Annotated in this window: 8 protein-coding genes; 6 read left to right on the forward strand and 2 right to left on the reverse strand. The window is 71.6% G+C overall.

The genetic code is table 11. The features are described from left to right. Positions 1–288 precede the first annotated feature (288 nt). The 5 genes from ACGF4C_RS19875 (at position 289) to ACGF4C_RS19895 (ending at position 6,202) form a co-directional block, all read left to right on the forward strand. Entirely contained in the window at positions 289–921 is a 633-nt protein-coding gene (locus tag ACGF4C_RS19875; protein WP_393567847.1) for a hypothetical protein, read from the forward strand. A gap of 294 nt (positions 922–1,215) precedes the next feature. Then, on the forward strand, positions 1,216–1,836 hold the full coding sequence (locus ACGF4C_RS19880; protein WP_393567848.1) for a sigma-70 family RNA polymerase sigma factor: 621 nt from the start codon (positions 1,216–1,218) through the stop codon (positions 1,834–1,836). Between the two features lie 106 nt (positions 1,837–1,942). Further along, entirely contained in the window at positions 1,943–4,249 is a 2,307-nt protein-coding gene (locus ACGF4C_RS19885; RefSeq protein ID WP_393567849.1) for an ATP-binding protein, read from the forward strand. A gap of 169 nt (positions 4,250–4,418) precedes the next feature. Further along, positions 4,419–4,901, forward strand: coding sequence for a hypothetical protein (locus tag ACGF4C_RS19890; RefSeq protein ID WP_393567851.1), 483 nt, complete (start codon positions 4,419–4,421; stop codon positions 4,899–4,901). Between the two features lie 59 nt (positions 4,902–4,960). Continuing rightward, complete coding sequence (locus tag ACGF4C_RS19895; protein ID WP_393567852.1) at positions 4,961–6,202, forward strand: serine hydrolase domain-containing protein; 1,242 nt, start codon at positions 4,961–4,963, stop codon at positions 6,200–6,202. 110 nt (positions 6,203–6,312) lie between these two features. On the opposite strand, the gene ACGF4C_RS19900 is transcribed toward ACGF4C_RS19895, so the two are convergent. After that, complete coding sequence (locus tag ACGF4C_RS19900) at positions 6,313–6,705, reverse strand: CBS domain-containing protein (RefSeq protein ID WP_393568020.1); 393 nt, start codon at positions 6,703–6,705, stop codon at positions 6,313–6,315. A gap of 573 nt (positions 6,706–7,278) precedes the next feature. Between ACGF4C_RS19900 and ACGF4C_RS19905 the strand changes: the two genes are divergently transcribed. Further along, positions 7,279–11,706: an HAD-IC family P-type ATPase gene (locus tag ACGF4C_RS19905; RefSeq protein ID WP_393567854.1), complete on the forward strand. Its 4,428-nt coding sequence runs from the start codon at positions 7,279–7,281 to the stop codon at positions 11,704–11,706. Positions 11,707–11,770: 64 nt separating this feature from the next. On the opposite strand, the gene ACGF4C_RS19910 is transcribed toward ACGF4C_RS19905, so the two are convergent. Further along, positions 11,771–12,757 (reverse strand): DUF5937 family protein, encoded by a 987-nt coding sequence (locus ACGF4C_RS19910; RefSeq protein ID WP_393567856.1) that lies wholly within the window; start codon positions 12,755–12,757, stop codon positions 11,771–11,773. Positions 12,758–12,800: the final 43 nt, after the last annotated feature.

The following is a 12,800-nucleotide window of genomic DNA, read 5'->3' on the forward strand; positions in this document are numbered from 1 at the left end:
CCTCCGATGATCCCCGGCCCGGCACTGGGCCCGGAACAGTCAGTCGGTCCAGCCTGGCTCCCGGTTCCCGGAAGGCCGGAAAGTTGGCGAGGACGAGGAAAACCGCCCGCACGGCATCACGGTGCTTGTAGCTTCTCGACACCACCGAAGACGGAAAACCTACCCATTGGTCGGCTCTGGGCAGGCGTAAGTTTCGGCTGCATCATGTGATGCGGCGCATATGTGAGCGAGCCGTCGGCAGCCCGTACCGCCCTGCCGACCCGCGTGGAGGGGGGCACGATGTCCGGCGTGACCACCGGGCCGCCCGCTCGCACCGCCCGAGCCGCGACCTTTGCGGCCGTCTGCGTGACGACGACGGCCCTGGGGCACGCGCTGATGTCCGGCACCCTGCCCTGGTGGGCACTCATCGCCGCCTTCCTCGCAACGGGCTCCGCTGCGTACTGCCTGACCGGACAGCAACGTGGAGTGCTGGTCGTCGCAGGTGCCACCGTCGCCGCGCAACTCGGATTGCACGCGATATTCGGTCTGGCGCAGGCAGTGGCATCCTCAGCCACCCTCCGCGTGGCACCCACGACGTCGATGTCCGGCATCCCAGGTATGGACATGGGACCCATGGCTCCCCCACATCCCATGGGCCATGCCGGCCCCGGGGGCCTCGGCATGTTCCTCGCCCACCTGCTGGCCGCGCTGGTGTGCGGTCTGTGGTTGTGGCGCGGTGAGGCAGCCGCTTTCAGGCTCGCCCGCAGCCTGGCCGGCCTGCTGTTCGCGCCACTGCTACTGGTGGTGGCGACGCAGGGCGGGTCCGAACTCCCGCAGCCTGAACGCCCGTTGATCACCACCCCGCTGATGAAGCTGAATGCGGTGCTGTGGCACGACGTCGTCGCACGCAGAGGCCCACCACAGTCCTCGCTCTGCTGCTGAGCCCGTCACTGCTCTGCCCCACGCTCCCGTCGGTTCACGCTGCCGTGCTCCGACCGCAATTCCGGGGCCGCGGAGCCGGTGACGAGCGGAGCACCGGCGCGTCCACGCCCAGGCTGCCGAAAAGCACGCCGTACCGCGTGATCCGTCTTCCTCCGCCGCCTCCTCCTTGCCTCCTCGGCATTCCGGCCCGCCCGCCGCGCTTCGGCCGGGTAGGTCCGGGACGCCGCTCACCGCCGGGGGCCTGCCGTGCCATGGCCCGGCCTGACCCCCGCAGGCTCTTAAGGACACCCAGCGATGACCCCTGCCCTCGAAGAGACGACCCGCGCGTCGCGCTCCACGACAGACGACGCCCAGGTGACTGAATGGGCGCTCGCCGCCCGCAGTGGAGAATCCGACGCGGTCGAGCGCTTCATACGCGCCACCCATAAAGACGTATGGAGGTTCGTGGCCCACCGGAGCGACGATCTGCACGGCGCCGACGACCTCACCCAGGAGACCTTTCTCCGGGCACTGACCAGCCTGCCGCGATTCGCCGGACGCTCGTGCGCACGCACCTGGCTGCTGTCGATCGCCCGCCGAGTGGTCGTCGACCGCTACCGCTCGGCCGCCACCCGGCCCCGTATCGCCGCCGTCGACGACTGGCAGGAGGTGGCGGAGAGGGCACAGCCGAGCGGCCTGCCGGGATTCACCGAGGGCATCGCGCTGCGCGAACTGCTCGACGCTCTTGACGCCACCCGCCGCGAGGCATTCGTCCTCACCCAGCTGCTCGGACTCCCGTACGCGGACGCCGCGGCCGTGGTGGGCTGCCCTGTCGGCACGGTCCGCTCCCGGGTGGCCCGCGCCCGCGCCGACCTCACCTGTTGGCTGAGCGCGGCGGAGGGCGGTGTGGGGCATGCACAGGTGGTCGCGGCATAACCGGTTGCGGTTCCGGTCCTGATGTCCACGCGGGCCGCCCGGCAAGGGGGTCTGAGGACGGTCCTGGGCCGGCTTTGGCCGATTTCGCTCCCTCTAGGATCAGCGCGTGAAACTGGAGCAAGGGGGAAAAGTGCACGAGGAGTTGGCAGGGGCGCTACGTCAGTTGTGTGACGTGACCGGACGGAGTCTGCGCGAGCTCGCCCGCGAGGTCCACGTCAGCAGCTCTTCGCTGTCGCGCTACGTCTCAGGGCAGGCCGTTCCGCCCTGGCCGACGGTGGTGGCGCTGTGCAAGGCGGCCGGTCGTGATCCGCGGCCGATGCGTGAGGTGTGGGAACGGGCCAAGGACGGGCCCCGGACGGGCGCGGCTGCCACTTTGTCGGTGCGCAATGACCTGCCGCACGACATCACCGCCTTCACCGGGCGCCGGGCGGAGTTGGACGCCCTCCTCGGCGCCGCGCGGAACACCTCGGTGGTGGCGATCGACGGCATGGGCGGGGTGGGTAAGTCCGCGTTGGCCGTGCACGCCGCGCATCTGCTGACCGCCGACTTCCCCGGTGGCCAGCTCTATGTGGACCTGCACGGGTTCACTCCGGGCCGGGAGCGGGTCGAGCCCGCGGAGGCGCTGCGGGTGCTGCTGGCCGCGCTCGGGTTGCCGCCCGGCAGGATCCCCGACGCGGTCACCGAGCGGGCCGCGCTGTGGCGTTCGGAGCTGGCGACGCGGCGGGCGATCGTGCTGTTGGACAACGCCGCTGACGCGGACCATGTGCGCGATGTGCTGCCTGGCGCCGGCCGGAGCTTCGTGGTGATCACCAGTCGCCGGCGGATGGTGGAGTTGGACGGGGTCCAGCCGATCTCGCTGGACGTGCTGCCGACGCAGGAGGCGGCGGAGCTGTTCGTCGAATCCGCGGGCGGCGCTCGGTCCGGTGACGTCGGCGAGGTGCTGCGCCGATGTGGGAACCTGCCGTTGGCCATCCGGGTGGCTGCCGCGCGGCTGCGGCACCGGCCCGCGTGGACGCTCGACACCTTGGTGGAGCGGCTGCGCGAGGGGGAGTTGGCGGTGTCGGACGTGTTCGAGATGTCGCTGCGGCAGCTCGACCCGGCCCAGCGGCGGATGTTCGGGCTGCTGGGGCTGGTGCCGGGCGAGGACATCGACGCGTACGCCGTGGCCGCCCTGGCCGGGGTCCCGCTGGCCAACGCCCGCTCGTTGCTGGAGGACTTGGTGGACGTCCATCTGGTCCAGGAGCCGGCGGCGGGTCGTTATCGGATGCACGACTTGCTTCGGCAGGCTGCTCGTGCCGAGGATGCCGCGGCCGATCCCGTGCCGGCGATCGCCCGGCTGTGCGACTACTACCTGAGCGGCATGCTGGCCGTGAAGAAGCTGGTCGAGATCGTCATCTCCCTGCCGGTCATCGTGTCGCAGTCACCTCCCGCGCTTCCCGACCTCGCCGACCACGACACAGCCGTCGACTGGATGGAAACCGAGTGGGGCAACCTCACCGCGACGTTCCTGCTCGCCGTGGAGCTGCGCATCGACGCGTCGGCGGTCGGGCTGGGACAGCTCGCCTTGATTGCGCACGCGCGACGCGGTGGCATGGCGCAACTGCGCCGCGGGCTCGAAGTCAGCATGCCCGCCGCCGAACGGCTCGGCGAGCGCCGCGTGCTCGCCTCGCACCGGTACTTGCTGGGCGCCGCACTGATGCGCATGGGACTGCTGGAGCCGGCAGTGCCGGAGCTTGAGGCGGCTCGCGTGCTGATGGCTGCGGAGGGCGACATCGTCGGCGAGGCCATCGCCCTGGAACAGCTGGCGGAGGTCCGGCTGTACACCGCCGACGCCGAAGGCGCCGTCGAGCTCCTGCGCCAGGCGACCGCGATGCTGCCGGCTCACGAGGCCGCCGCCCGGGTACGTGTGTGCACCGGCCTCGGCCAAGCACTGGTGCAGTTGGGGAAGTACAACGAGGCCCGCGAGGTCGTCTCGGAGGTGATCGAGACCGCGCGCGGGCTGGACCGGCAGAAGGAGCGCGGGTGCCTGGACGTGCTCGGCCGGGCGGCACTGGGCCTGGGCGACGCGCAGAGCGCCCTCGATCACGCTGAGCGGGCGGTGGCGCTCAGTCGGGCGACACGGCATCCGATCTTCGAGGCGGCCAGTCTCACGGACACCGCCGTCGCCCTGTGCCACCTCGGCCGCGCCGAGGCGGCATCGGCCAGGCACGCCGAGGCCATGCGGATCCTCGAACGGGCCGGTGAACCACATCGGATGGTGCGGAGCCTCCTCCCGTACGCGGAGGCATGCCTGGCCACGGGCGACCGGGCCGCCGCGGCGCAGCACTTCCAGGAAGCACTCGAGATCGCCACCGCGCATGACCTCAACTACCTCATTTCCGCGGTGCGTTCAGGTCTGATCCAGGTGTCCTGAGCCTGTCCCAGGGGTTGCGTGGGTGTCCCGTCCCGTCCCGGGACACCCGCGCACCAGTCGTCCGCCGGAGTGACAGCGCAGGTCAGCCGGTGCTCGGTGGGATGTCCCGTGTCCCGGAAGGTGCGGCACGAGTGGCCCGGGACCGGACGCCGCGGCGAGGCTCTTGGCCATGCACACGACGCCTTCCCTTCTCGCCGAACTGGACGCGCTGCCCGCCGGGTGGGAAGTCCAAGGGACGCTCGCCGCGCCCGTCGCAGCGGTCGCCGCGCTCCTGCTCGCCGTCGCCGAGGGGCGGGTCGGCGATGACAACCTGCTGGTGCTGGCGAGGGCTTCGGCGGCACGGCGGGGGGCGATGACCGTTGTGGCCGGGTCCGGCGCCGGCGCCTACCGCGCCGAGCTCGCCGGGCCGGTGGAGCCGGTGGAGATCCAGGTGGACCGGGCCGGGTGCAGGATGGCGGTGCAGAGCTGGTACGCCGGGGTGCATGCCGTCACCGCCTGCCCCGCAGGCACGCGGGTGAGCCATCGCGTCCACCGGGTCCTGCCCGACCATCCGGGGTTCGGGGACGGAATCGCCGAGCTCGGCCTGCGCGCCCGCATGTCCCGCGATCTGCAGCAAGTGCTGGGTGTGATTGCCGACCGGCTCGGCTGCTGACCACCCGCTCCCGCCCTCCATTCCCCCCTCCAACTTTTCCGTCAAAGGAGCACACCACCATGTCCACCACCCTTTCCGACCAGCAGAGCGGCTTCTCCCCAGCAGGACTGCGCAGGCTGCGCGAGGTGTTGGCACGGCATGTCGAGTCCGGGAAGATTCCCGGGCTCGTCGCCCTGATCGGCCGGGGCGGTGAGACGCACGTCGAAGAGGTCGGGACGATGCGCCATGACGGTGGCGCGCCGATGCGCCGGGACACCATCTTCCGGATGGCCTCGACGTCCAAGCCGGTCTCGATCGCGGCGACGATGGTCCTGCTGGACGAGTGTCGGCTGCGCCTCGACGACCTGGTGGAGACGTGGCTGCCGGAACTCGCCGACCGGCAGGTGCTGAAGCGGATCGACGGCCCGCTCGACGACACCGTGCCGGCGCGGCGGCCGATCACCGTACGGGACGTGCTGACCTCCACGTTCGGGCTCGGCATGGATATGACGGTGCTGGGCACCCCGATCATGGGCGCGGTCTTCGAGCAGGGGCTCACGCCCAATCTGCCGACGCCGATGCCCGAGCCGGACGAGTGGATGCGCCGCCTGGGCACCCTTCCGCTGATGCACCAGCCCGGCGAGCGCTGGCAGTACCAGATCAGCAGCGATCTGGTCGGCGTGCTCGTCGCCAGGGTCACGGGCCAGTCGTTCGAGACCTTCCTGCGGGAGCGCATCTTCGAGCCGCTGGGCATGAAGGACACCGGTTTCCACGTGCCCGCCGACAAGATCGACCGGATGCCGACCCTCTACGCCCCCGACCCGGAGACCGGGGAGTTCACCGTGTGGGACGAGGCGGAGGGAGGCCGGTGGAGCGCGCCTCCGGCGTTTGCGGGCGGCGGCGGTGGGCTGGTCTCCACCGCCGACGACTACCACGCCTACTTCCGGATGCTGCTCAACGGCGGGATGCACCGGGGCGAACGCATCCTGTCCCGGGCCGCCGTCCAGCTGATGACCACCAACCGCCTCACGCCCGAGCAGAACGCCGCCCGCACGGCCCTGGCCCGCGACAACGTCCACATCTCCTTCGGCCAAGGGCAGCACGGCGGCTGGGGGTTGGGGATGGCGGTGCGCACCTACCGCGGCGACTACGCGCCCATCGGCCAGTTCGGCTGGGACGGCGGAAGCGGCACCTCGACCTACGCCGACCCCGCCAACCGGCTCACCGGCATCCTGCTCACCCAGGTCGGGGCGTCCGTCCCGCATTCGGTGCAGCTGATGCACGACTTCTGGACCACGCTCTACCAAGCAATCGACGACTGATATCGACCCGGCGGCGTCGCGCATGGGAGGGCCTGGACCTTGACGGCCCACGCCCTCGGTTGATGACAGGTAGCTGCCGGACGGCCCGCAGTGCCCACCGACGACGGGTCTCAGGCGGAGATGGCTTCGAGCAGGTCGCCGACGTCGGGGTCGGGCAGTGCGCGGGCGACGTCGGCCTGCGTGACGATGCCGACCAGCGTGTGACCGTCGATGACCGGCAGGCGGCGTACCTTGTGCCGGCTCATGGTCCGCAGGATGCTCTCGGCTTCGTCGTCGGCACCGATGGTCACCGCCTCCCCCTGGGCGAGGTCACCGGCCTTCACCTGGGCGGGGTCCTTGCCCGCGCCGATGACCTTCACGACGATGTCGCGGTCGGTGAGCATGCCCTTGAGCTTGTGGTGGGTGCCGCAGATGGGCAGGGCCCCGACGCCGAGTTCGGTCATCTTCTTCGTCGCGTCGAGGGCCGTCTCATCGGTTCCGATGCATGCGGGATCCGGAGTCATGATCTCGCGTGCGGTCGTCTCGGTGGACTTCTCCTCCTCGGCCCCGGCAGTCGGGGTGCCGGACGGTTCGCCTCCGCCGGTGGCCGGTGGGGCGGCGAGCACGCCTTCGCCGCGGCGCAGGACGGCATAGCCGACCCCTATGCCGATGGCGACGGGCCATTCCAGTACGTCTACGGCACCGAGGACGCCGAGTCCCAGGTAGATCGGGAGGCCCTTCTTGGCGGGCAGGATCTGCCGGGCGACGGCGACCGGCAGCATGGCGGCGTCTAGGGCGCCGCTTGCCATCCGGCGGGGCGAGGGCATGGTCAGGGTGACCGTACGCCGGTCTCCCGACGAGGGGGTGGCCTTGGTAGCGGGCCCGGGAGCGCCCTCGCCTGGGGTGTCGGTTTCGGCGCTGGGCGGGGAGGTCGTTCGGGGATGGGAGGTCATGGGTATCGCCTCGTCTGTTCGCTCATGAACGTGCGAGCCCCTTATCGGTAGGTCTACCCCGTCTCGCCCCTTTGAAGAGCTTCGGTGAGACTGCCTCTGAAGGTTCATCCGCACCGGCCGCTCCGACGCGAGGAGGCACGCTTCATGCCGCTTGCCTTGGCGCTCGGTGTGCCGCCGATGCTGCGTTCCATCGTCTCCACCGTCGCTTCCCAGGCGGCATCCGGTACCCGGGCCGCCTGGGGGCTGGCGGAAGGCCTTCTGCAAGGGCCTGAGCGTGAGGTGTCGTGGTCGTCCGGGCGTTGTTACGTCGCGGTCTTCGGTGTCCACGGCCCGGGAGGCGACGCCGTTGCCCGCCGTGTGGAGCGGGCCGTGGAGCACCATCCGGGGGTGGTGTGGGCGCGGGTGAACGCGCCCATGGAACGGGTCATCATCGAGGTCGATTCGCCTGCTCCCCGCGCGAGTGAGCTGGTCGCGCTGGTGGAGCAGGCCGAAGGCGACCATGCCGCGGATGCCGAGGCGTACGACGAGTGGCAGCCGGAGCCGCATCACCCGGCCGAGGGCCCGCCTTTCCCGGCGGTGCCGGCTCTGGTGGCGGACACGCTCGGATTGGCCCTGGTGACCTTCCGGCGGCTCGCTCCGTGGATCGGCCTGCCGCCGGAGATCGCCGGTGGCATCGATGCCGTTCGCTACCATCCGCGACTTCGTCACCTGGTCGAGGACATCAGCCCCGGTGAGCAGGCCGACTCGCTGCTTCCGGTGATCGGCGCATTGTTGCAGGGCGTGGCCACGGGGGGCGGCGGGCTCGCCCTGGACGTGCTGCAGCGGGTGGCGGTGTGGCGGGAGGCGAGCGTCGAACGCACCGCCTGGCGCGAGCGCGAGGCCGGACTCGTCCGCGGACCGGAAGAAGCCGCTGCTGACGCGGTCCCGACCGGGCGGGCGGGTACGCCACCGCAGGACGGTGCCGACCGGTATGCCGAGCGGTCGATGCTGGCGGGCATCGCCGCCGGGATGGCCGTCTTGCCGTTCGCCGGCTTCCGCAAGGCGATCGCGGTCGCCGTGGCCTCGGTGCCGAAGGCACCCGGCGCAGGACGTGAGGGCTTCGCCACGTCTCTGGGGCGGTATCTGGCGCTGCGCGGCGTCGTGACGATGGACCGTACCGCGCTGCGGCGCCTGGGGCAGGTGAACACGATCCTCCTGGAGGAAGAGGCTCTTCGGGGGGACCGGTACGAGCCGGTGGACCTGGAGCTGATGGCGGGCGCCGATGCGGAGCAGGTCTCCGAGCGGCTGTTCTCGCTCTTCGACCCCGATGCGCCGCTGGCCGTCAGCCGCGCGGGCGACTGGGTGCTGGGGCCGCTGGACGAACTGGAAGTGGCCGGGCCGACCGCTCGGCAGGGGGCCGAACGTCTGCGACGGCGCGGTAGCGAGAAGACCCTCGGGCTGGCCCGGGGCCGGCGGCTCCAGGCGGTGGCGGGGCTGGGCACTCAGACGGCCCCCGGAGCCGAGGCCGTCGCCGCGGCAGCACGACGGGCCGGCGCACGGGTCGTGGTGGCGTCCGACCGGGCAGCCCCCGGCTTCCCGTTCGCCGATGCCGTGGTGCCCGCGGGCGATCGCCTGGCGGTCTCGGTGCGCGACCTCCAGGCCGACGGCGCGGTCGTCCTGCTGATCTCCGCCGATCGCCGCGCGCTGGCCGCGGCGGACTGCGCGATCGGTGTGCACCGCGAGGACGGTCACACCCCCTGGGGCGCCCACGTTCTGGTGGGTGCGGATCTTGAGGCAGCGGGCCTGATCGTCGACGCGGTGGGGGTGGCTGCGGTCGTGGACCGCGACAGCCACTACCTGGCCGCGGGCGGCAGCGGCGTCGGCGCCGTCGCCGCCCTGCAGGGACCGGCCGGACGAGCGACCGCGCGGGTGCTCGCGGTGAGCAACACTGCCGGCGCCGTGGCCTTCTGCATCGGCACCTGGCGCGCCCGGCAGCTGCTGAGCCGCCCCCTCACGCCGCCGGTGACCCAGGTCCCCTGGCACCTCATGCCCGTCGACCGCGTCATGGAACGGCTGCGCACCCGCCCCGAGGGCCTTTCCGCGCAGGAAGCGACCGCACGCGGTGCCGAGGCGCACGCGGGGAAGCCGACGAAGCTGACCCTGCCGTACGCCTTCATCGAAGAGCTCTCCAATCCGCTGACCCCGATCCTCGCCGCCGGCGCCGCTCTCGCCGCGGCGGTGGGATCCCGGACCGACGCCGGTCTGGTTGCCGCCATCACCGCCGTTTCTGCGCTTGTCGGCGGCTTCCAGCGGGTGCGGACCGATCGCGCGCTCGCTGAACTCTTCGCCCAGTCGGCCATCGGCGCCTGTGCGCGACGCGACGGGCGGGAGCATCTGGTCACCTCGGGCGATCTGGTCCCCGGCGATGTCATCTCTCTGGGGCCCGAGGATGTCGTGCCCGCGGACTGCCGTCTTCTTGAGGCGGAAGGCCTTGAGGTCGATGAATCCTCCCTCACCGGGGAATCCCTGGCCGCGAGCAAGGACCCCGCACCGGTGGTCGCCCCGGACATCACCGGACGCCGCTCCATGCTCTACGAGGGCACCACCATCTCCGCGGGACGGGCGCTGGCCGTCGTCGTGGCCACCGGCTCGGCCACGGAAGCCGGACGCAGCCTCGCCACCGCCCGCCAGGCCACACCGGAAACCGGCGTGGAGGCCCGGCTCTCCTCGCTCACCCGAGCCAGCATGCCCATCGCCCTGGGGTCCGCCGTCGCAGTCGCCCTCTCCGGGCTCCTCCACGGCCGCCCCTTGACCGACAATCTGGCCTCGGCCGTCAACCTGGCCGTCGCCTCCGTGCCCGAAGGCCTGCCCTTCCTTGTCAACGCTGCCCAACTCGCGGCCGCACGCCGCCTGGCCGACCGCGGCGCCCTCGTACGCAACCCCCGCACCATCGAGGCGCTCGGCCGCGCCGACGTCCTCTGCTTCGACAAGACAGGCACCCTCACCGAAGGCACCCTGGAGCTCACCGGCGTGAGCGACGGCGAGAGCACCGCCGCCCTCGACCGGCTCGACCAGTCCCGCAAGGAAATCCTCGCCGCCGCACTGCGCGCCACGCCGCCTGCGCGCCAGTCCGAACCGATGGCGCACCAGACCGACCGGGCGATCGTCGACGGCGCCCGCGGAACGAAGATCACCCCCCGCACCGGTGCGCCCCGTTGGCGGCTCACGGACTCCCTTCCCTTCGAGCCGGCCAGGGCGTACCACGCCACCGTCGGCCACATCGGCGGCGGCGTCCTGCTCAGCGTCAAGGGAGCGCCGGAACACGTCGTCAGCCGATGCACCCGCCGGCACCGGCCGGAGGGCGAGGTGGCCCTCGACGACTCGGCCAGGCAGGCCCTCGCCGAAGCGGCCGAGGAACTCGCCGCAGCGGGGCGAAGGGTGCTGGCCGTGGCCGAACGCCGTATGAAGGCCGCTGAGGACCTCACCGACGAGGGCGTTCAGGACCTGGTCTTCCTCGGCTTCCTCACACTCGGCGACCCGGTACGTGACAGCGCCGCGCCCGCGACGGCACGTCTGCGCGAGGCCGGCGTGCACACCGTCATGCTCACCGGCGACCACCCGGCCACCGCGGACGCCATCGCCTCGACCCTCAGCGGGGACTTCGCGGAGCCCAAGGTGTGCACCGGACCGGAGATCGACGAACTTGACGACGATGCCTTGGACGAACTGCTGCCCACCGTCGACGTCATCGCCCGCTGCAACCCCAGTCACAAGGTCAGGATCGTCCAGGCCTACCGGCGCATCGGCCGCGTCGTGGCCATGACCGGCGACGGAGCCAACGATGCTCCCGCCATCCGACTCGCCGATGTCGGTATCGCACTCGGGCGCCGCGGCACTCCGGCCGCGACCGCGGCCGCGGACCTGGTCGTCACCGACGACCGGCTGGAGACCATCGTCTCCGCCCTCATGGAAGGCCGCGCCATGTGGACCACCGTCCGCGCGGCACTCGCGATCCTCATCGGCGGCAACCTCGGCGAGGTCACCTTCAGCGTCCTCACCGCCGCTCTCACCGGCACCACTCCGCTGAACGCACGTCAGATCATGCTCGTGAACCTCCTCACCGACCTCGCCCCCTCCCTCGCCATCGCGGTACGCGAACCGTCCGGCCAGACCGGCGAGCGCCTCCTCGCCGAGGGCCCGCACCGCTCACTGGGCACCGCCCTCACCCAGGAGATGCTGCTACGCGGCTTCATCACCGCCCTCGGCGCCGGTCTGGCCTGGACCGCGGCCCGCCTCACGGGCCGCGGCCGCCGCGCGTCCACGGTCGCCCTCGCCGCCGTCGTCGGCACCCAACTCGCCCAGACCCTCACCACCGGAGGCACCGACCGCAACGTTCTGGTGGCCGGCCTCGGCTCCGCAGCCGTCCTCGCCGCCATCATCCAGATCCCCGTGATCAGCCAGTTCTTCGGCTGCACCCCCCTCGGGCCCGTCGCCTGGGGCATCACCCTGGGCGCGATCACCGCCGCCACCCTCCTCGGCCATCCCCTCGCGCCGCTGATCACCGCACGCCTCACACCAGCCACCGAGAAGTGATCGGCACATGGTGCGGCATCCCATTGCCCGGGAGCGGGCTGGGCCGGGAGACCGGTCGTGGGGTTCAGGAGGCGGCTTTGAGGAGGGTTTCGGCGGCAGTGGTGCGGGCGTAGAGGACGGAACGGCCGGCGCGATGGGCGCTGACCAGACCCGCGTTGCGCAGTGCCGTGAGGTATTGGGACACCCCGGCTGGCGACAGCCCGGTTCGGTGGGCCAGTTCGGTGGTGGAGGCCGGGGTCTCCAGTTCGTTCAGCAGCAGAGTGCGTGAGCGGCCGAGGACGGGGGCGAGGGCACAGGCACCGCCGGCAGGCCGCGTCTCCCATAGTGTGCCGACACCCCGTGCCGGATAGGTGAGTTGCGGCGGGTCCGGCGGTCGTACCCGGGTGCGCAGACCGGGGCCGGTGAACGCGGACGGGATCAGCAGCAGTCCCGCGCCTGCGGATTGGCGGGGCATGTCCCGTTTCCGGCGGACCAGTCTGAGCGTGTTGTCGTCCCAGCTCACCGAGGCGTGCAGGTCGTTGAAGAGGTGGCCCGCGCCGTGCTCGGCGACCGTTCGGGCCCGGTGGAAGATGTCGGCCTCCAGTAGGGCCCTGATCCGTGCCCAGTAAGGGGCGAGCGCCAACTCCCAGTAGTTTTCGATTTCTTGGGCGACCTTGGTCAGGCGGGAGGGCGGGTCGGCGTGCAGCGCCCGCAGCCGGGGGCCGAGATGTCCTTGGTGGCGGGCGAGGTGATCGAGGTCCTGACGTACCCGGTCGGTGGGCGAGGCCCGGATCGCATCCCACTCTGCCGCCGGTGTGGGGGCCGGTCCGGCGGGGGCCGGGTTGAGGAAGTCGGGCACGTAGCCGGCGGGCCCGATCAGCTCGGCAAGCCATCCGCGGTCCAGGCCCGCGGCCAGCACGCGTGGCCGCACTTGCTCGACCCAGGACCGGTGGACCGGATGCGCCGAGTTCGACGTCAGCAGCCGGAAGCTGGGCGCGACCTCCCACATCGGCGAGATGGCGAACCGCACCTTGGCGAGATCGTTCGCCGAGAACTCCAGCTCTGCCACCACAACCACCCCTCAACAGATTCAGGCATGCCTTAATCAATGGCCC

The sequence above is a fragment of the Streptomyces sp. NPDC048197 genome, from assembly GCF_043202395.1.
GTDB classification, from domain to species: Bacteria; Actinomycetota; Actinomycetes; order Streptomycetales; family Streptomycetaceae; genus Streptomyces; species Streptomyces siderophoricus.

Bases quoted from the DNA above. Each gene is read 5' to 3' on its own strand.
- ACGF4C_RS19880 (WP_393567848.1), top strand. From the start codon at position 1,216: ATGACCCCTGCCCTCGAAGAGACGACCCGCGCGTCGCGCTCCACGACA.
- ACGF4C_RS19890 (WP_393567851.1), top strand. From the start codon at position 4,419: ATGCACACGACGCCTTCCCTTCTCGCCGAACTGGACGCGCTGCCCGCC.
- ACGF4C_RS19895 (WP_393567852.1), top strand. From the start codon at position 4,961: ATGTCCACCACCCTTTCCGACCAGCAGAGCGGCTTCTCCCCAGCAGGA.
- ACGF4C_RS19900 (WP_393568020.1), bottom strand. From the start codon at position 6,705: ATGACTCCGGATCCCGCATGCATCGGAACCGATGAGACGGCCCTCGAC.
- ACGF4C_RS19905 (WP_393567854.1), top strand. From the start codon at position 7,279: ATGCCGCTTGCCTTGGCGCTCGGTGTGCCGCCGATGCTGCGTTCCATC.